Consider the following 20,205-nt stretch of genomic DNA (forward strand, 5'->3'; position numbering starts at 1 on the left):
TCAGTGGGTCTCGGTCCAGGCGGTTTTGGCGTCGCGCGCCGCGCGCGCGCGCGGGCCGTGGAAATAGTCCTGGATCCAGGGGTGGTCGACCTGCTCGATCTGCGCCAGCGGCGCGGTGGCGATGACCTTGCGGTCGGCCAGCACCGCCACGCGGTCGCAGATAGCGTACAAGGTGTCCAGGTCGTGGGTGATGAGGAACACGGTCAAGCCCAGCGCTTCCTGCAAGGTGCGGATCAGGCGGTCGAAGGCGGCCGCGCCGATCGGGTCCAGCCCGGCGGTGGGTTCGTCCAGGAACAGCAGCGGCGGGTCCAGCGCCAGCGCGCGCGCCAGCCCGGCGCGCTTGCGCATGCCGCCGGACAGCTGCGAGGGCAGCTTGTTGAGCGCATCGGCCGGCAGTCCGGCCAGCTTCACCTTCAGCAGCGCCAGTTCGTAATGCCAGCTGTCGGGCAGTTCGCCGAAGTGCTCCTTCAGCGGCACCTGCACGTTCTCGCCCACGCTCAGCGAGGAGAACAGCGCGCCGTCCTGGAACAGTACGCCGGTATTGCGCTCCACGTGCAGCCGGTCTTCGCGACGCCTGGAGTCGGTGTCCACGCCGAGCACGCGGATGTGGCCGGCGTCGGGTTCGCGCAGGCCGAGGATGCTGCGCATCAGCACCGACTTGCCGGTGCCCGAGCCGCCGACCACGCCGAGGATCTCACCGCGGCGCACGTCCAGGTCCAGGTCTTCGTGCACGGTCTGGGTGCCGAAGCGGTTGAGCAGGCCGCGGACCGAGATGGCCAGTTCTTGATCGGGATTCGGGATTGGGGAATCGGGAATGGTCAAAGCGCGCACTCCCCGCCACAGCTCGCAACGCCGCTGGCTCTACCCATTCCCGATTCCCGATTCCCGATTCCCAGCCTCACATCACCACCCCACGTTCATGAACCACAGCGCGGCGATCGCGTCGATGATGATCACCAGCGAGATCGTCTGCACCACGCTGGTGGTGGTGCGCTCGCCGACCGATTGCGCGGTGCCTTCCACGCGCAGGCCTTCCAGGCAGCCGATCAGGCCGATCACGATCGCGAAGATCGGTGCCTTCGACAGGCCCACCAGCATGTGCCGCAACTGGATGGTGTCGTGCATGCGCGCCAGGTACATCTGCGGCGGGATGCCCAGGTCGAAGGCACCGACGGTGACGCCGCCGGCCAGGCCGGCGATCATCGCCACGAAGGTCAGCAGCGGCAGCATCACCAGCAGCGCCACCAGCCGCGGGATCACCAGCAGGTCCATCGGGTCCAGGCCCAGGGTCTGGATCGCGTCCACCTCTTCGCGCGCCTTCATCGCGCCGATCTGCGCGGTGAACGCGCTGGCGGTGCGCCCGGCCAGCACGATCGCGGTCAGCAGCACCGCGAATTCGCGCAGGAAGGCGATGCTGACCAGCTCCACCACGTAGATCTCGGCGCCGAAGTCGCGCAGGATGGTCGAGCCCAGGAACGCGATCACCGCGCCGACCAGATAGGACAACAGGGCGACCAGCGGCACCGCGTCCAGCCCGACCTGTTCCATGTGGTGCACGGTGGAGGTCAGGCGGAAACGCCGCGGTTCGTGCACCAGGCGCAGGACCTTGACCAGGGTCTCGCCGAGGAAGCCGACCAGGGCGACGATCTCCTTGCCGTTGCGGTGCACCGCATAACCCAGGCGTTCCAGCGCGGCGGCGAAGCCGTAGTCGCGCTTGCGCTTGGGGCGGTCGTCGGCGACGTCCTCGATCGTCGAGACCAGCGCGCGGTGGTCCTGGCGGAAATCCAGCGCCTCGTGGGCGATGCCGTTGCGCGTGGCGTAGCGCATCAGTTGCAGCACCCCGGCCGAGTCCAGTTGGCCGATGCCGCTGGCGTCGATGCCGGTGGTGCCGGCCGGCATGTCGCGCAGCACTTCCGAGGAGGCCAGGGCCGTGGCCAGGGTCCAACTGCCGGTCAGCCGCACCCGCGAGGGGTCTCGGTCGTCCTGGCTGAGTTTGGGCGGTTGCGGTTCGATCATGGGGGCGTCCGGTGCGCGAGCATACCTGTTTCGCCCGTGTTGCAGATGTGGTGATCGCGACGGGGTGGCCGGGCGCGGCGTTGGCGCCATACTAGACGACATGCCCGCCGCTCCCACCGTCAGTCCCTCCGCCAACGCGACCTACGCGCAGCGCATCGCCTTCGTCTCCGACATCGCCGGGCGACTGCACACCTACGGCACCACCGCGCAGCGGCTGGAGGCGGCGGTGGTGGCGCTGGCGCAGCAGTTGGACCTGGACTGCGAACCCTGGTCCAACCCGACCGGGCTGATCCTCAGCTTCAGCGACCCGACCAAGGCGATCGGCTCCAGCGACATCACCCGCGTGGTGCGGCTGGCGCCCGGCGACAACGACCTGCACAAGCTCAGCGTCGCCGACCGCATCGCCGACGACGTGGCCAGCGGGCGGATGAGCGTGTCCCAGGGCCACACCGCGCTGCGCCAGCTGGACCAGCCGCCGGGGCGGCGCTGGATGGCGATGCAGGTGCTCGGCTTCGGCCTGGCCGCGGCCGGCGTGGCCGGGTTGTGGCGCCTGCCGTGGCTGGATATCGCCACCGCCACCGCGATCGGCCTGCTGATCGGCGTGCTCACCCAGCTCACCGACAAGCGCCCGGCGACCAAGGAAGCCAACGACGCGCTGGCGGCGTTGCTGGCCGGTTTCGTCGCGACCCTGGTGGCCAGTTTCGTGGCGCCGCTGAATCTCAATACGGTGATCATCGCCTCGCTGGTGGTGCTGCTGCCGGGTATGGCGCTGACCAATGCGGTCAACGAACTCACCAGCCAGCACTGGGTCTCGGGCACGGCGCGCTTCGCCGGCGCGGTCACCACCATCGTCAAGCTGACCGTCGGCGCGGTGATCGCGGTGACCCTGGCGCAACTGCTGGGCCTGGAGCCGATGGTGCGGGCATCGCGGCCGCAGCACGGCTGGGTGGAGTGGGCGTCGCTGCTGGTCGCTGCCTACGCGTTCGCGCTGCTGTTCAAGGCCAGCGGCCGCGATTATCCGTTCGTGATGGCCGCCTCGGTGGCCGGCTACGCGATCGCGCGGTTCGCCGGCGACGCGTGGGGCAGCCCGGTCGGCATCTTCCTGTCGGCGATGGTCTTGACCGCGGCCGGCAATCTGTTCGGACGCATCGTGCACCGGCCGGGCGCGCTGGTCCGGTTGCCGGGCATCATCATGCTGGTGCCGGGGAGTGCCAGCTTGCGCGGGCTGTTGACCCTGGTCCAACATCAGGACGTGCTTGGCGGGCAATCGGCGCTGCTGACGGTGACCAATATCGTGATGGCGCTGGTCGCCGGCCTGTTGTTCGGCAACCTGCTGGTGCCGGCCCGAAAGAATCTGTAGGGCGCGCGCCGCGCTGCGCAGGCGCCTGTGCGGCCGGCCGCCTCCGCTCGTGTCAGCGCGTTTGCGACAGGAACCGGTCGATGCTGGCCAGCACGTCGTGCAGATGGTCCTTGATGAAGAAGTGACCCCCCGCGAACTCCAGGAAGGTCGCTTCGCACGAGCTCTCGTCGCGCCAGCCCTGCGCCATCGCGGGACCGTGGCCCGGATCCTGGCGGCCGCTGAGCACCAGCAGCGGCACCGGCAGCGGCGGTTGGGGCCGCCAGCGATAGCTGCGCACCAGGGCCAGGTCGGTCCTGAGGGCCGGGAGAAAGAAGTTCATCAGCGCGCGGTTGCGCAGCACCGTTTCCGGCGTGCCGCCATAGGCGCGGACCAGCGCGATGACCTCATCGTCGGAAAGCGCGGCGGACGTCGGCACGAAGCCGGCGGGCGCCTTGCAGCCGGAGACGATCAGGCCGCGCGGCAGCGGCAGCCGCCGTTGCGCCAGGGCCCGGCACACCAGGAAGGCGAGCAGGCCGCCGAAGCTGTGGCCGAAGAACGCGAACGGCCTGGCGGCGTCGGCGAACATCGGCACCAGCGTCTGCACGAAGGCATCGATGTCGGCATGCGCGGTTGCCGGATGGCGCCCGCGGCCGGGGAGTTCGAGGGTGATCCATTCGATCGAGGGATCCAGCCGCTGCGCCCAGCCGGCGTAGACCTGGGCGTCGCCGCCGGCATAGGGGAAGGCGTAGAGGGTGCGCGGCCGCCGCTCGGGACTGGCCCGGACCAGCCAGGGGTGTTCGCTGCCGCCGGTCATGTGCAGGTCTCCATGCCGCGCGTGGGGCGGTGGGCGCCGTTCAACAGCCGGCTCCGAGGCCGGGCCTGTCGGCCTTGACCAACACCGCGGCATTGCCCACCACGTCGCCGCACATCAGCGCCTGGTGCGCCTGCGGAATCTCCTCGAAGCGATACAGGGTGTTCAGCGTCGGCACCACGCGCCGCTGTTCGACCAGATGCAGGAATTCCCGGCATTCGCGGATGTTGGCGTAATGCGAGCCCTGGATGCGCTTCTGGTGCATCCACAGATGGCGCACGTCGAAATCGCAGTTGTAGCCGGAGGTGCCGCCGACGATCACCACCATGCCGGCGCGATCGCAGATCTGCAGCGAGGTGGGGAAGGTGGCCTGGCCGGAATGCTCGATCACCAGTTTGGGCAGTTCCTTCCTGCCGAGGACGGCGAAGAAGTCGCGGCGGAACGCGGCGAAGCCCTGCATCCACGCCGCGTGTTCTTCCGAGCCGAACGCCGGCAGGCGTCCCAGGTGGTCGTAGTCGGTCCTGAGCAGGTAGCCGACCGCGCCCAGTTCGCAGGCATAGCGGCCCTTGTCCGTGCTGGACACCACCGCCACCGGCAGCCCGCCGAGCGCGCGTGTCAATTGGATCGACAGCGACCCGAGGCCACCGGCGGCGCCCCAGATCAGTACCGCATCGCCGGGCTTGACGGTGTTGGGCACCCAGTGCGTGAGTTGCTTGTAAGCGGTCGGTCCGTTGAGCATCAGCGTGGCGCTTTCCTCCCAGCTCAGGAACTTCGGCTTGGGAAAGCACTGGTAGTCCTCCACCAGGGTGTACTCGGCGAAGGAGCCGTAGCTTTTTTCGTAGCCGTAGATTTCCTGGTTGCTGCAGAACATGGGGTCCGGCGCGATACGCGATTCGAGCGCGGTGGCGTCGTAGACCGAGCAGGAGACGACCACGGTGTCGCCTACGGCGACGTTGCCGACCGCGCTGCCGATCGCGCGCACGTAGCCGGCCGCCTCCGAGCCGCCGATGTGGAACGGTTCGCTCTCCGGCGCGCGCTTGCGCCGCGCGGCGATGATGTCCACCGGCTTGCCCTGGGCGGCCCAGACGTTGTTGTAGTTGAGGCCGGCAGCCATCACTTCGATCAGGACCTGGTGCGGCGTCAACGCCGGAATCGTGACGCGTTCGGCCTGGATGGCGTGGAGGGGATCGCCGTAGCGTTCGGGGCGGATCAGGTAGGCCAGCATGGAGTCGGGAAGGGCGGTGTGCATGAGCATCCTCATCGGCGTCAGCCAGGGGAGGGACCGGCGTGGCCGATCCGGTTTTCTAATCGAGGGGACGGTCGCGGGCGGACGCCGTGCGCGTGGCGACCACGATGCCGGAGGCGGTGGCGCAGGGCCTGTCGCGCGCGTCGCTGAGCACGGCGCAGACGAAGGCCAGGCCGCGTCCGCTGCGCGTCGGCCGCGCAGCGATGCGGCACGGCGCGGTGCGTACCGGTCGCTGCAGCTTCACCGACAGTTCGATGACCGCGGCCGGCGCGTCTCCCAGGCAGGCCTGGCCGCACAGGCCGATCGCCGCTTCCAGGGCCGCGCACAGCACGGCACCGTTGATGCCGGGACGGTCGGGCATGCCGAACGCGCCGGCATGGGTGGGGCACTCGGCGTCGATGCCGAGGCAGACGCCGTCCGCGGCCAGCGCCCGCACGCGCAGGCCCAGGCTCTGGAACAGCGGCGAGCGGTCCAGGGCATTGCGCAGGGCGTCCGCGTTCATGGGCCCGCTCCGGCATGGGCATCGTCGGTGGCCAGGACCGCGCGCAGGTGCCGGGCGGTTTGGCGCACCTGCTCGGTCAGCAGCGTGAAGTGCCGCCCGGGTGTGCGGACCACGCGGGCCAGGCGCGGCCACAGGTGTGGCCAGGCTTGGGCATCGTCCGCGTCCACGCTTGCCGGCGCCTGCTCGGCCTGCAGCAACAGGACCGGCGCCGCCAGCGGCTGCGGCGTCCAGCCCCGGCCGAACAGCGCCAGGTAATGCGCCATCGCGCTCAGGCCGCCGTCGTCGCTGGCCCAGAAGTCGCCGCGGCTGTCCAGCCATTCGCGCAGTACCTCCTCCAGCACCTCCGGCCGCATGGTGGCCGGTGGGTAGCTGTCGATCAGACACACGGCGCTGGGGCGGATGTCGCGCCGTTGCAGGTGTTCGGCCGCGGCGTAGGCGACCAGCCCGCCGGTGGAAAAACCCAGCAGGGCGAACGGCCGGCCGTCGGCGCAGCGTTCCACCGCCAGCGCCAGCGCCAGCGCCGCAGCGCTGGCGCTGGCGGGCAGCGGGTCGCCGGCGTAGCCGGGCAGCGGCAGGGTGGCCACGGCGTACCGCTCCTCCAGTTCGCCGCTCAGGCGCTGGTAGGTCAGATTGACCCGCGCGGGGATGAAGGAATTGACGCAGATCAGCAAGGGCAGGCCCTGCTCCTGGCGCAGCCAGATGGGCGTCGGCGCGCGCTGTGCCGCCTGATCCTCGGTGAAGTGCGCGCGCCCCGCGGCCGCCTCGGCGAGGCGCTCCAGGCCGGCGCCCAGGCGATCCTCGCGCACGGCCTGGCGCAGCGTCTGGAACAGCACGCCCGGCGCGGCCTGCGCGGGCGGTGCGGCGGGCGCGTTCGCCGCCAGGCAGGCGTCGAGGTGGTCGGCCAGGCGGGCGGGGGTGGGGTGGTCGAACACCGCGGTGGCCGGCAGACGCATCCCGGTGCCGGCGTTGAGCCGGCTGCTCATCTCCACCGCGGTCAGCGAATCGAAGCCCAGCGCTAGGAACGCGGTATCGGCGGGGATCGCCGCCGGATCGGGATGGCCGAGGATCTCGCCGATGCCCTCGGCGATCAGCGCCAGCAGGCACGTGCGGCGTTCGTCCGGCGGCAGCGTCGCCAGCGCATCGGGGCGCGGGCCGGCCTGCGGTTGCCGCGCGCTGCCGGGCAGCAACTCGCGCAACAGCGCGGCCGGCCCTTGGCGGCGCAGCGCCGGCAGATCCAGGCGCGCCGGGACCAGCAGCGGCGGCGTGGCGCCGGCCAGGGCCAGATCCACCTGGCTCAGGCCGTCCTCCAGGGCGATGGGCAACTGGCCGCTGTCGAGCAGTTGCTGGATGCCCTCGGCGGCCAGCCGTTCGCCCATGGCCGAGCGCTCCGCCCACAGGCCCCACGCCAGGGCCACCGCCGGCAGGCCCGCCTGACGGCGATGGTGGGCCAGGGCGTCGAGGAAGCTGTTGGCGGCGGCGTAGTGGGCCTGGCCCGCCTGCGGCAGCAGCCCGGCCGCCGAGGAGTACAGCACGAAGGCGGCCAACGCCTGCCCGCGGGTCTGCGCATGCAGGTGCCAGGCCGCATCCAGCTTGGGCCGCAGCACCGCGGCCAGGTGCGCCGGGGTGAGCTGCTGCAGGCGCGCGGGCTCGACGACGCCGGCGACGTGGAAGACGGCGGTCAGCGGATGCGGCGCGGGCACGCCGTCCAGCAACCGGGCCAGGGCGTCGGGATCGGCCACGTCGCAGGCGGCGACCGTGGTCGTGGCCCCGTGTTCGGCGAGCGCTTGCGTCAGCGCGGCGACCTCGGCCGCCGCTGCCGCCGCGCCGCGCCGACCGACCAGCAGCAGGTGGCGTACACCGTGCCGTATCACCAGGTGCTGCGCCAGGGCCCGGCCCAGGGTGCCGGTGCCGCCGGTGATTAGCACGGTGCCGTCGGGATCGAGCGCGGCGTGCGGCGGTTGCGTGTCCGCCAGCTCCGCCGCGGCGTCGGCTCCCCGCCGCAGCCGCGGCGCCAGCAACCGGCCCTGGCGCCAGGCCAGTTGCGGTTCGCCGCTGGCGGCGACGGCCAGCGCCGCGCCGACGTCGGCCGCGGACGCTGTGTCGTCCAGGTCCAGCAGCAGGAAGCGGTCCGGGTGTTCGGCCTGGGCGGTGCGGACCAGGCCCCAGAACCCGGCCTGGGCCAGGGTGGGAACGTCCTCGTCGTCGGCGGTGGCCACCGCCCGGCGGGTGATCAGCAACAGTGGATGCTCGGCCGTGCGCGCATCGTCCAGCCACGCGCGCAGCATCGCGGTCAGCGCCAGCAGGGCCTGCTGCGCGGCGGCGGGCGTGGCCGCCGGCAGCGGCGCGAGGTGGACCAGCGCGGTGCCGGGCGGCGTCGCGGCCAGAGCGTCGATGGCCTCGGCCAGATCGGTGCAGGCGGCGCTGCCGACGCGGTCGGGCAGGTCGTCGCGGGCGCCCAGCCAGCGCGGTTCGGCGACCGCAGGCGCGGCCGCGTGCGGCACCTCGCGCCAGTGCAGCCGATAGCCGACCAGGCGGCGGGGCAGGGCGCTGCCGCTGGCCGACTTGAGCACCATCGACTCCAGGCTGACCACGGCCCGACCCTGGTCGTCGGCCAGGCGCATGCGGTAATCGTGGGGGGCGGTGGGCGAGGTCTGCGGCGCCTTGAGTTGCAGCAGGCCGCGCAGCCGTGTGGCGCCGTGCTGGTACAGGCGCATGCCGCTCATGGAGAACAGCATGCGCGGTGCGTCGGCCGGGGACACGGCGCCAGCGACCAGCAGGCCCGATTGCAGGCCGGCATCGAGCAGCGTCGGGTGCAGGGTGAAGGCCGGGCCGGGTTCGGCGTTGGCGCGCTCGGCTTCGACATAGATGCCCTCGGCGCTCTGCCAGGTGCGGACGATGCGGCGGAACGAGTCTTCCAGTTGCACGCCCTGTTCGGCCAGACGGGCGTACAGGTCGGCGAAGGCCAGCGGCTCGGCATGGGCCGGCGGCCAGGCCGCCGTCTGCAGATCGGGCCAGTGCGGCGGCGGCGCGGGATCGGGCAGCAGGCGGCAACTGGCGAAGTGTTGCCAGCCGCCGCTGGCATCGGGCTGCGCCGGGCGGAAGTAGGCCGTTACCTGGCGCATGCCCTGGGCATCGGCGGCGTCGACCTGGAACTGCAGGTCGACCGCGCCTTCCTCCGGCAGCGGCACCAGGCGTTGCAGGGTCAGTTCCTCCAGCCGCGGGCAGCCCAGCTGGTTGCCGGCGGTCAGGATGCACTCGGCGGTCATCGCGCCGGCGCCGTAGGCCTTGCCGCCGACGCGGTGTTCCAGCAGCCAGGGCTGGCGCGCCACGTCCAGGCGCCCGCAGAACACCCAGCCCTGGCCATCGGCGCGTTCGACGCCCATCGGCAGCAGCGGGTGCTGCAGCGCGAGCAGGCCGGGCAGTGCGCCCACCTCGCCGGCGGTGCCGGGCAGCAGCCAGTAGTGCCGGTGCTGGAACGGGTAGGTGGGCAGAGGCATGCTGGCCGCCGGCGGCAGCAGCCGGCGCCAGTCCAGCGCCGCGCCCTGCGCGTACAGCCGCGCCAGGGCCGCCAGCAGCGGCCGTCCCTCGTCCTGGTCGCGCCGCAGCGGCGCGATCCAGTGCGCCGGGCCGGCGTCGCCGGCGTTGCTCCTGCCGAGCGCGGTGAGCACCCCGTCCGGGCCGATCTCCACGGCCGTGGCGACGCGGCGATCGAACAGCCAGCGCAGCGCCGCGGCGAAGCGCACCGGCTGCCGCGCCTGCATCGCCCAATAGTCCGGCGAACAGGCCTGTTCGGCGGTCATCGGCAGGCCGGTGACGGTGGAGACGATGGGGAGGGCCGGCGCCTGCGGGCGTAGCCCGGCGAGGGTCTGCCGCAGCTCGGCAAGGATGCCGTCCAGATGCGGGGAGTGGAACGCGTGGCTGACGCGCAGGCGCTGGGTGCGGCGACCGCGCTGTTGCCAGTGCGCGGCCATGCGCTCGACCGCGGCGCAGTCGCCGGAGATCACCACCGCCGTCGGCGCGTTCACCGCGGCGATGGCGACCGCCTGTGCGGCGTCGGCCAGTGCGTCCTGTACCTCGTCTTCGCCGGCTTCGATGGCGACCATGGCGCCGGCCCGGTCGATGCCCTGCATCAGCCGTCCGCGGGCGGCGACGAAGCGCGCCGCATCGGTCAGGTCGAACACCCCGGCGACGTGGGCGGCGGCGATTTCGCCGATGGAGTGGCCCAGCAGCAGGTCCGGACGCGGGCCGAAGTGGACGAGGGTGCGATACAGCGCGACCTCGAACGCGAACAGCGCCGGCTGGGTGAAGTCGGTACGGTCCAGCAGCGCGGCCTCGGCGCTGCCCGGGTCGGCGAACATCACCGGCTTGAGCGGTTGCGGCAGCAGCGGATCCAGCGCCGCGCACACCGTGTCCAGGGCCTCGGCGAAGGGCCGGCAGTGCGCGTGGAGGCGTCGGCCCATGCCCGGCCACTGCGCGCCCTGGCCGGAGAACAGGAAGGCGGTGCTGGCGCTGGGCGAACGCACGCCCTGGATCAGTCCCGGCACGTGCCGGCCCTCGGCCAGCGCACGCAGTTGCGCCAAGCTGTCGTCGCGCTGCGTGGCCAGCAGCACCGCACGGTGATCGAAGGCGGTGCGCTGTAGCGCCAGCGACGCGCCGAGCGCGGCCAGGTCGGTGGCCGGGTCCTCGAGCAGGGCGATGGTCTGGGCGGCCTGCGCGCGCAGGCCCTCGGCCGAGGCCGCCGACAGCGGCATCGCCACCGCCGGCAACCCGTCCAGGTCGGCGACGCTCGCCTGCGGCGCGGGCGGCGCGGAGGCGGGCGCCTGTTCGAGGATCAGGTGCGCGTTGGTGCCGGAGAAACCGAACGAGGACACCGCCGCGCGCCGCGGCCTGTCCGTTCGCGGCCAGGGTCGCGCGGTGTCGAGCAGCCGCACCGCCGCCGCCGACCAGTCGATCTTGGACGACGGCATGTCCGCGTGCAGGGTCTTGGGCAGCACGCCGTGGCGCAGCGCCATGACCATCTTGATGACGCTGGCGACGCCGGCGGCCAGTTGCGTATGGCCGATGTTGCTCTTCAGCGCGCCCAGCCACAGCGGCTGCTGCGGCGCGCGCTGGCGGCCGTAGGTGTTGATCAGCGCGCCGGCCTCGATCGGATCGCCCAGCGCGGTGCCGGTGCCGTGCGCCTCCACCGCGTCGATGTCGTGCGTGCGCAGTTGCGCGTCGTGCAGCGCCGCCTGGATCACCTGTTCCTGGGCCGGCCCGCTGGGCGCGGTCAGGCCGTTGCTGGCGCCGTCCTGGTTGACGGCGCTGCCGCGGATCACCGCCAGCACCGGATGACCGGCGCGCTGCGCGTCGGCGAGCCGCTCCAGCAGCAGCACCCCCACGCCCTCGGCGAAGCAGGTGCCGTCGGCCTGGTCGGAAAACGCCTTGCAGCGGCCGTCGGCGGCCAGGCCGTTCTGCCGGGTGAACTCGGCGAACACTTCCGGCGTGGCCATCACCGTCGCGCCGCCGGCCAGCGCCAGCGCGCACTCGCCGCTGCGCAGCGACCGCACCGCCAGGTGGATGGCGGTGAGCGAGGCCGAGCAGGCGGTGTCTACCGTGATCGCCGGCCCGCGCAGGCCGAGCACGAAGGCGATTCGCCCGGAGATCAGGCTGCTGAGCCCGCCCTGCAGGCGGTAGCCGTCGGCCGCCGGGTTGCGTCGTTCCAGGTCGGCCAGGTAGCCGTTCTGGGTGGCGCCGAGAAACACACCGGTGGCGCTGTTCTTCAGCGTGGCGGGCACGATCCCCGCGCGTTCCAGCACTTCCCAGCCCACCTCCAGCAGCAGCCGTTGCTGCGGGTCCATCGCCTGGGCCTCGCGGTCGGAAATGCGGAAGAAGGCCGCGTCGAACCCGGCGACGTCCTCGAGAAAACCGCCGCGCCAGTGGGCCACCCGCTCGCGCAGCGGCGAGTCGGCGGCGAACAGCGTGTGCAGGCGCCAGCCGCGGTCGTCCGGCAGCGGCCCGCCGACCGCCTCGCCCGCTTCGACCAGGCGCCACAGCGCTTCCGGCGTGGTCACGCCGCCTGGCAGCCGGCAGCCCATGGCGACGATGGCGATGGGGGCGTGGGCGGCGGCCTGCAGGTCGCGGTTCTGCCGCTTGAGCGCGTCGTTGGCGATCAGGCTGGCGCGCAGCGCCTCGGTCAGGCGCGCGCTGTCGGTGTGTTCGGCATGGCTCATGACGCGTGCGTCCCGGTCGCCAGGGCGAGGGCGACGAGCTCGTCGGCGCTGGCGGTTTCCAGATCGGATGCGGCGGCGGGCGCTGCCGCGTCTTCCGGGGCATCGGCGAGCCGCAGCAGCGGCGCCAGCAGCCCGGCCTCGCGCAGCGCGGCCAGCGAAATGCCGGCCAGCAGCGCGCGCACCTGCGCCTCGTCGGTGCCCGCGGCGTCGGTGGGGGACGCATCGCCCTCCGGGAACAACTGTTCGTCGAGATAGCTGGCCAGCGCGGCCGGGGTCGGCTGGTCGTAGGCCAGCGTGGCCGCCAACCGCAGCCCGGAGGCCTTGGCCAGCCGGTTGCTCAGTTCCAGCGCCATCAGCGAATCGATGCCGATGTCCTTGAACGTGCCGTCCGCCAGGACCTGGCTGGCGTCCTCCAGCCCCAGGACGATCGCGATCTGGGCGGCGATGACGCCTTGCAGTTGGCGGGCGCGGGCGTGCGCATCCAGCCCGGCCAGCGCCTGGCGCAGGTCCTGCGCCTTGGCCGTTGCGGCATCGCCGCGCGGGCCGCCGGCGTTGCCGGCCAGGCGTTCCAGCAGCGGATGCAGGGCGCCGGCCTGCTGGTTCCTGCGCAGCGTCTGCAGGTTGAGCGGCGCGGCCACGACCACCGGCCGCGGCGCGGCGAGCGCCGCGTCGAACAGGGCATGGCCATGCTCGGCGGTGATCGGCGCCAGGCCGGTGCGGGCGATGCGGGCGTTGTCGGCGGCGCTCAGGCGCCCGGACAGCCCGGTGACCGGCTGCCACCAGCCCCAGGCCAGGGAGGTAGCCGGCAAGCCCTGGCGATGGCGCTCGTGCGCCAGCGCATCCAGGAAGCGGTTGGCGGCGGCGTAGTTGGCCTGTCCGGGGCTGCCCAGGGTGCCGGCGCTGGAGGAGTAGAGCGCGAACTGCGCCAGGTCCAACTGGCGGGTGCGCGTGTGCAGCAGCCAGGCCGCATCCACCTTGGGCGCGAACACCCGTGCCAGCTCCTCCTCGCCCAGGTTCGGCACGGTGGCATCGGCCAGCACGCCGGCGGTATGCACGATGCCGGTGAGCGGATGCGCGGCCGGGATCGAGGCCAGCAGCGCGTCCAGCGCCTGCGGGTCGGACAGGTCGCAGGCGACCACGCGCACCTGCGCGCCCTCGGCTTCCAGTGCCTGGCGCAAGGTCTCCGCGCCTTCGGCCTGGGCGCCGCGGCGACTGGCCAGCAGCAGGTGCCGTGCCTGCCCGGTGCCCACCAGGTGCCGCGCCAACAGGCCGCCCAGGGTGCCGGTGCCGCCGCTGATGAGCACCGTGCCGTCCGGGTCGAGCCGGCGCGGCAGGGTCAGCACCACCTTGCCGGTGTGCCGGCCCTGCTGCATCCAGCGCAGCGCCTGGACCGCCTCGCGCAGATCGAAGGCGGTGATCGGCAGCGGCGTCAGCGCCCCCTCCCGGACCAGTTGCAGCAAGGCATCGAGCATGCGCCCGGTGGCCTCGGGATCCTTGTCCGGGCGGTCCAGGTACCGGTAGTGCCGGCCCGGATGGCGACGCGCGATCTCCTCCGGGTCGCGCACATCGGTCTTGCCCAGTTCGACGAAGCGGCCGCCGTGCCCGAGCAGGCCCAGCGAGGCGTCGATCGCCTCGCCGGCCAGGGAGTTGAGCACCACGTCCAGGCCCTGTGCGCCGAGCACGGCGGCGAAGCGCTCGGCGAAGCCCAGCTCGCGCGAACTGGCGATGTGATCCGGCGCCACGCCCAGCGCGAGCAGGGTCGGCCACTTGTCCGGATGCGCGGTGGCGAAGATCTCCGCGCCCAGGTGCCGCGCCAGTTGCAGGGCGGCCTGGCCGACGCCGCCAGCGGCGGCATGGATCAGCACCTTGTCGCCGGCGCGGACCTGGGCGAGATCCACCAGGCCGTAGTAGGCGGTGAGGAACGCGACGGGGAAGCCGGCGCCCTGGGCGAAGCTCCAGTCCGCCGGCAGTTTCCTGCTGCTGCGCCGGTCGGCGACCAGCCGCGGGCCGAATGCGCCTTCGCCCATCGCCAGCACCCGGTCGCCGGGTTGCAGGTCGTCCACGCCCGGGCCGACCTCGGTCACCACGCCGGCGGCCTCGGTGCCCAGTTCGTGCTGCGGCGGGACCAGTCCCAGGGCGCAGACCACGTCGTAGAAGTTGACGCCCGCCGCCCGCACCGCCAGACGGATCTGTCCCGGTTGCAGCGGTGCTTCGGCGCGCGGCGCCGGTTGCAGCGCCAGATCGTCGAGATTGCCGGGGCGGGCGATCTCCAGCCGCCACGCCGCGTCCCCGGCAGGCGGTATCAGCGCGGCCTGCGCCGTGCCGCGGGCCAGGTGCGGCGCCAGCCATTGCCCGCGGCGCAGCGCCAGTTGCCGCTGCGCGCCGGCCAGCGCCGCCTGCACCGGCGCGGCATCGCGCAGCGGGGCATCGGTATCGAGCAGCAGCAGCCGACCCGGGTTTTCGTTCTGCGCGCTGTGCAGCAGGCCCCACGCGGCCGCCTGCGCCGGGTCCAGCGCTTCGCCGTCGGCGGTCGCGACGGCCTTGCGGGTGACGACCAGCAGCGTGCTCTCCGCCAGGCGCGGCTCGGCCAGCCAGGCCTGCAGTTGCGCGATCACCTCGCTGCACAGCGCCCGCGCGGCCTGCGCGAGGTCCGTCGCCTGCGCCACCGGCAGCGGCCAGATCAGCGCCTCGGGCGCCGCGGCGTCTTCCAGCGTCCGCTGCAGCGCGGCCATGTCGGCATGTACCGGCGCATCCAGCGGCAGCGGTGCATGGCCCAGTTGCGCCCAACGCGGGGTGCCGCGCGGCACGCGCGGTGCGGCCGGCAGCGGGCTCCAGGCCAGGCGCAGCAGATCGTGCGCGGGCGGGACCCGGGCCAGGTCGCGCAAGGTGTCGCGGCTGGCCGCGCGCAGGTGCAGCGCGGCGATGTGCAGTACCGGTGTGCCGCTCTCGTCGTAGGCGCTGACCGCATGCGTATCCGCGCGCAGGCGCTGCAGCAGCACCCGCAGCCGGCGCGGGCGGTCGGCCGCGGCGGTGATGCCGCCGAGCGCGAAGGGCAGGCGCAACGGCGCGTCGGCGCTGTCGCGCTCGCCCAGGGCCAGCGGATGCAGGGCGGCATCCAGCAGCGCCGGATGCAGCAGGTGGGTGCCGGTCTGCACGGTCTCGGGCAGGGTGACCTCGACGAAGCTGCGGTCGCCGTCGCGCCAGGCCGCGGTGATGCCCTTGAAGGCCGGGCCGTAGTCGTAGCCGGCGTCGGCCAGGCGTTGGTAGAGCGCGGTCGACTCCATTGCGTCGGCGCCGGCCGGCGGCCAGGCCAACTCAAGCGGGGCCAGCGGCTGCGGCGCGGTGGGCAGCAACTGCGCACTGGCATGCAGGGTCCAGGCCGCGGCAGCGTCGCCATGGCGCCTGGCGTAGACGTTGGCCAGGCGCGCGCCCTCCGCGTCGGGCCGCTCCACGCCGAGCAGCAGGTCGACGCGGTCCTGCTCGGCCAGCACCAGCGGCGCGCGCAGGGTCAGTTCCAGGACGTGGCCGCAATCGGTTTCGCTGGCGGCGTGCAGCAGCATGTCCAGGAATGCGGTGCCGGGCAGCAGCACCACGCCCGCGGCGGCGTGATCGGCCAGCCAAGGCTGCGTGCCGAGGCCGACGGTGCCGGTCAGCAACAAGCCGCCCTCCGGCAGTTCCACGGCGGCGCCCAGCAGCGGGTGCCGGGTCGGGCGCTGGCCGGCGCCGGCGACGTCGCTGCGGTCCTGCGCGGTGAGCCAGACGTGGCGGTGTTCGAAGGGATAGGTGGGCAGTTCCACGATCCGCGCCGTGGGCGACAGCGCCCGCCAGTTCAGGTCGTGGCCGCCGACGTACAGCCGCGCCAGGCTTTCCTCCAGGCACGCGCGTCCCGGCCGGTTGCGCTGCAACGAGCCGAGGCTGCTCGCGCGTTCGCCCACGCTGTCTTCCAGCGCCGCCAGCAGGATCGGATGCGGGCTGCACTCCAGGAAGGTGACCTCGCCCGCGCCGCCGAGCGCGCGCACGGTGTCGGCGAAGCGCACCGGCAGGCACAGGTTGTCGCACCAGTACGCCGCGTCCAGGCGGCGTCCGTCCAACGGCGCGGCCGCCGCGTAGCCGGCCACGGTGCTGTGGAACGGCAGCGTCGTCGCCTGCGGGCGCAGACCGGCCAGGTGTTCCAGCAACGGCGCGCGCAGGCCGTCCAGGTGCGGCGAATGGCCGGCCACGTCGACGGCGACGCGGCGTGCCATCACGCCGTCGCGCTCGCACGACTGCAGTAGCCGCTCGATGGCCTCGGTGCCGCCGGAGACCACGGTGGCGTTCGGGCTGTTGAACACCGCCAGGGTCAGCGCGGGATCGACCCGCGCGACCAGGTCGGCCGCCTGCGGCTCGGACAGGCCGACGGTGGCCATCGCGCCGGTGCCGGCCTGGGCCAGCATCAACCGCGAGCGGATCGCCACGATCTTCACCGCCTCGTCCAGGCTCAGCGCGCCGGCGACGTGCGCCGCGGCGATCTCGCCCTGCGAGTGGCCGATCACCGCGTCGGGGGTGCAGCCGAGCGACTGCCACAGGCGCGCCAGCGCCACCATCACCGCGAACAGCGCCGGCTGCACCACGTCGATGCGTTCCAGCGCCGGCGCCTCGGGCGCGCCGCGCAAGACCGCCGACAGCGACCAGTCGACATGCGCGCGCAGCGCCGTCTCGACCTGGTCGATGGCCTGGCGATAGACCGCGAAGGTGTCGTACAGGTCCATGCCCATGCCGGCCCACTGCGCGCCCTGGCCCGGGAACACGAACACCCGCTTCTTCTCGCCGCCGCCAGCGTGGCCTTGCAGCAGCCCCGGATGTTCGCTGCCGTCGGCCAGCGCCTGCAGCGCTTCCAGCAGCGCCTCGCGCGAGTCGCCGCGCACGGCGGCGCGGCAGGCGAAGCGGCTGCGCGAGACGCCGAGGGTGTAGGCGACGTCGGCCGCGGCCAGCGCCGGCTGCCGCTGCAGGTGCGCGGCCAGGCGCTCGGCGGCGGCGCGCAGCGCGGCGTCGCTGCGTGCGGCCAGCGGCCACAGCGGCGCGCGCGTGTCTGCGCCCGGCTCGGCCGCGCACGCGGGGTACTGTTCCAGGATCAGGTGTGCGTTGGTGCCGGACACGCCGAAGGAGGAGATGCCCGCGCGTCGCGGCCGTCCTGCCACCTCCGGCCAGGGCTGGCGTTCGCTGAGCAGGCGGATGGCGCCGGTCGACCAGTCCACCTCGGTCGAGGGCGCGGTGATGTGCAGGCTGCGCGGCAGGGTGCCATGGCGCGCCGCCAGCACCATCTTGATGACGCTGGCCACGCCCGCGGCGGCCTGGGTATGGCCGATGTTCGACTTGATCGAGCCGAGCAGCAGCGGCCGCTCCGGCGGGCGCTGGCCGTAGGTCGCCAGCAGCGCGTTGGCTTCGATGGGATCGCCCAGGCGGGTGCCGGTGCCATGCGCATCGACCGCGTCCACGTCCTGCGGCTGCAGCGCGGCGTTGGCCAGCGCATGGCGGATGACCCGCTGCTGGGCGGTGCCGTTGGGCGCGGTCAGGCCGTTGGAGGCGCCGTCCTGGTTGACCGCGCTACCGCGGATCACCCCCAGGATGCGGCGACCGTTGGCCTCGGCCTGCGACAGCCGCTCCAGCACCAGCATGCCCACCCCTTCGCCCAGGCCCACGCCATCGGCCGAGGCCGAGAACGCCTTGCAGCGGCCGTCCGGGGACAGCACGCGCTGCTGGGAGAAGTCGATCAGCACGCCCGGGGTGGGCATCACGGTGACGCCGCCGGCCAGGGCCAGCGTGCAATCGCCGTTGCGCAGCGCCTCGCAGGCGGTGTGGATGGCCACCAGCGACGACGAACAGGCGCTGTCGATGGCCAGCGCCGGTCCCTGCAGGCCCAGGCTGTAGGCCACGCGGCCGGCGGCCACACAGGTGGCCGTGCCCATGTAGCCGTAGCCGCTGACGTCTTCCGGGGCGTGCTGGATCTGGGTGCCGTACTCGGTGCCCATGATCCCGGCATAGACCCCGGTCAGCGAGCCGTGCAAGGCGCCCGGATCGAGGCCGGCGCGTTCCAGCGCTTCCCAGCAGACCTCGAGCAACAGGCGCTGCTGCGGTTCGAGGGTAATCGCCTCGCGCGGGGAGATGCCGAAGAAGCCGGGGTCGAACGCCGAGGCCTCGTGCAGGAAGCCGCTGCTGGGCGTGGAAATCTTGCCGAAGCGGCCCGGCTCGGGGTCGTGCAGGTTGGCCAGGTCCCAGCCGCGGTCGGTGGGGTAGCCGCTGATGGCGTCGCGTTCCTGCAGCAGCAGATCCCAGAGCGCTTCGGGGCCGTCGACGGCGCCGGGATAGCGGCAGGCCATGCCGACGATGGCGATGGGGTCGTCGTGGTGGATGACGCCGATTCCGGGCAGGTCCTCGGTTTCCTGCGGCGACAGCAGCCCCAGCGCATCGCGCAGGTACTGCACCAGCGCGCGCGGGGTGGGGTGGTCGTACACCAGGGTCACCGGCAAGGCGAGATCCAGCGCCGCCGACAGCGCATCCGCGAACTCGACCACGTGCAGCGAGGTGAAGCCGCAGTCGCGGAAGGACTGGGTTTCGTTGGCGAAGCCCTGGTCCACCAGCGCCTGCATCTCGCGCGCGATCAGGTCCAGCAGCAGGCGGCGCTGCTCGGCCACGCTGCGCTCGCGCAAGCTCGCCGCGCGCAACAGGGCATCGCCGCCCTGCGCGGCGACGGTGGGCGCGGTCGGCTGCGGCGCCTGCGCGGTGGCCTCGGGCTCTGTTGCCGTCTGCGTCTGCGTTGCCGTTGCCGTTGCCGGCTGCGCCGGCAGCAGGCGCGCAAGCACGCGCGGCCAGTCGACCGGGGCGCCGTGGACGAAGGCATGCGCCAGTCCCTGCAGCAGGCTCTCGCGATCGTCCTTGCGCTGGTCCAGGGTCGCCACCGCCGCCCCGGCGACGCCGGCGCTGCGCAGGGCCTCGTCGATGAGCGAGGTCAGGACCGGGTGCGGACTCACCTCGACGAACAGCCGGTGGCCGTCGCCGATCAGCGCCTGCAGGCTGTCCTGGAAGCGCACGGTCTGGCGCAGCACGCCGAACCAGTAGTCCGCATCCAGCCGCTCGGCGGGCACGCGCGCGCCGGCGACCGAGGAGTAATAGGGCACCTCGCCGTGCAGTGCGTGGCCGGGCGCCCGGGCCACGACCGCCTCGCGCAGCGCGTCCACCTGCGGGCCGTGGCCGGCGACCTGCCCGCCGGGCACCTCCCAGGCCCACAGGCCGGCGTCGGCCAGCCGCGCCTGCAGGCGCGCCAGGGTCGCCAGCGTGCCACTCACCGTCACGCTGCGCGGGCCGTTGACGGCGGCCACGCTGACCGGCTCGTCGAGGTCGGCCAGCAGCGGCTGCAGATCGGCGAGCGCGGCCGCCACCGCCAGCATCCCGCCGCGGCCCTCGATCGCGGTGAGCGCCTCGCCCCACAGTGCGGTCAGTGCGGCGGCCGCGGACGGGTCCAGGTAGCCGCCGGCGTGCGCGGCGGCGGCTTCGCCCACCGAATGGCCGACCACCGCCGCCGGCTGGATGCCGAAGGCCCGCCAGGTCTGCGCCAGCGCCGAGGCCAGGGCGAACTGCAACGGCTGGATCCGCACCAGGCGGTCGATGCTCTGGCCATCGTCCAGCGCCTGCGCCAGGTTCCAGGCCAGGCGCGGTTGCAGCCGTCGCGCATGGTCGACCAGCGCCGCGCGGTAGTCGGGGAGCGCGGCGGCCAGTCCGGTGGTCATGCCGGGCCACAGCGGGCCCTGACCCGGGAACACCAGCACCGGCTGGCGGACCCGGTCGGCCCGCCCCAGCACCAGGTTGCGCGCCGCGCGCCCCTGCGCCAGCAGCGCCAGGCCCTTGCACAGGCCGGCGCGGTCGTTGGCGAACAGCGCGGCGCGGTATTCGGTGTGCGCGCCCTGCAGTTGTTGCCGGCACAGCGCCTGCACCTGCGCCTCGGACAGCGCCTGGCATTGGGCGTGCAGGCGCTGGGCGGCGGCGTGCAGCGCCGGCTCGCTGGAGGCGGAAAGGACCAGGGGCACGTTCGGAGAGGTCACGGGC

The 20,205-nt window shown here is 73.2% G+C and carries 8 protein-coding genes; 1 reads left to right on the plus strand and 7 read right to left on the minus strand.

Features of this window, described 5'->3' with window-relative positions; all coding sequences use genetic code 11:
- Both NRY95_03585 and NRY95_03590 read right to left on the minus strand, forming a co-directional pair.
- Complete coding sequence (locus tag NRY95_03585) at positions 1-822, minus strand: ABC transporter ATP-binding protein (GenBank protein UYC17063.1); 822 nt, start codon at positions 820-822, stop codon at positions 1-3.
- An 81-nt stretch (positions 823-903) separates the two neighbouring features.
- Complete coding sequence (locus NRY95_03590) at positions 904-2,016, minus strand: ABC transporter permease (protein ID UYC17064.1); 1,113 nt, start codon at positions 2,014-2,016, stop codon at positions 904-906.
- A 100-nt stretch (positions 2,017-2,116) separates the two neighbouring features.
- Here NRY95_03590 and NRY95_03595 point away from each other — a divergent pair, with 100 nt between their 5' ends.
- Entirely contained in the window at positions 2,117-3,376 is a 1,260-nt protein-coding gene (locus NRY95_03595; protein ID UYC17065.1) for a threonine/serine exporter family protein, read from the plus strand.
- 52 nt (positions 3,377-3,428) lie between these two features.
- Here NRY95_03595 and NRY95_03600 read toward each other — a convergent pair whose 3' ends face one another.
- Genes NRY95_03600 through NRY95_03620 form a run of 5 tightly spaced genes read right to left on the minus strand, consistent with a single transcriptional unit; the run spans position 3,429 to position 20,201 of the window.
- Positions 3,429-4,169, minus strand: a complete 741-nt coding sequence (locus tag NRY95_03600; GenBank protein ID UYC17066.1) for an alpha/beta fold hydrolase — start codon at positions 4,167-4,169, stop codon at positions 3,429-3,431.
- 40 nt (positions 4,170-4,209) lie between these two features.
- Positions 4,210-5,415: a crotonyl-CoA carboxylase/reductase gene (gene ccrA, locus NRY95_03605; protein ID UYC17067.1), complete on the minus strand. Its 1,206-nt coding sequence runs from the start codon at positions 5,413-5,415 to the stop codon at positions 4,210-4,212.
- 55 nt (positions 5,416-5,470) lie between these two features.
- Complete coding sequence (locus NRY95_03610; protein ID UYC17068.1) at positions 5,471-5,914, minus strand: PaaI family thioesterase; 444 nt, start codon at positions 5,912-5,914, stop codon at positions 5,471-5,473.
- A complete protein-coding gene (locus NRY95_03615) occupies positions 5,911-12,126 on the minus strand; it encodes an SDR family NAD(P)-dependent oxidoreductase (protein UYC17069.1) in 6,216 nt (2,071 codons plus the stop codon). Before NRY95_03615 ends, NRY95_03610 begins: the two co-directional genes overlap by 4 nt.
- Positions 12,123-20,201, minus strand: a complete 8,079-nt coding sequence (locus tag NRY95_03620) for an SDR family NAD(P)-dependent oxidoreductase (protein ID UYC17070.1) — start codon at positions 20,199-20,201, stop codon at positions 12,123-12,125. Before NRY95_03620 ends, NRY95_03615 begins: the two co-directional genes overlap by 4 nt.
- Positions 20,202-20,205 lie beyond the last annotated feature (4 nt).

The sequence above is a fragment of the Xanthomonas campestris pv. phormiicola genome (assembly GCA_025666215.1).
GTDB classification, from domain to species: Bacteria; Pseudomonadota; Gammaproteobacteria; order Xanthomonadales; family Xanthomonadaceae; genus Xanthomonas_A; species Xanthomonas_A campestris_A.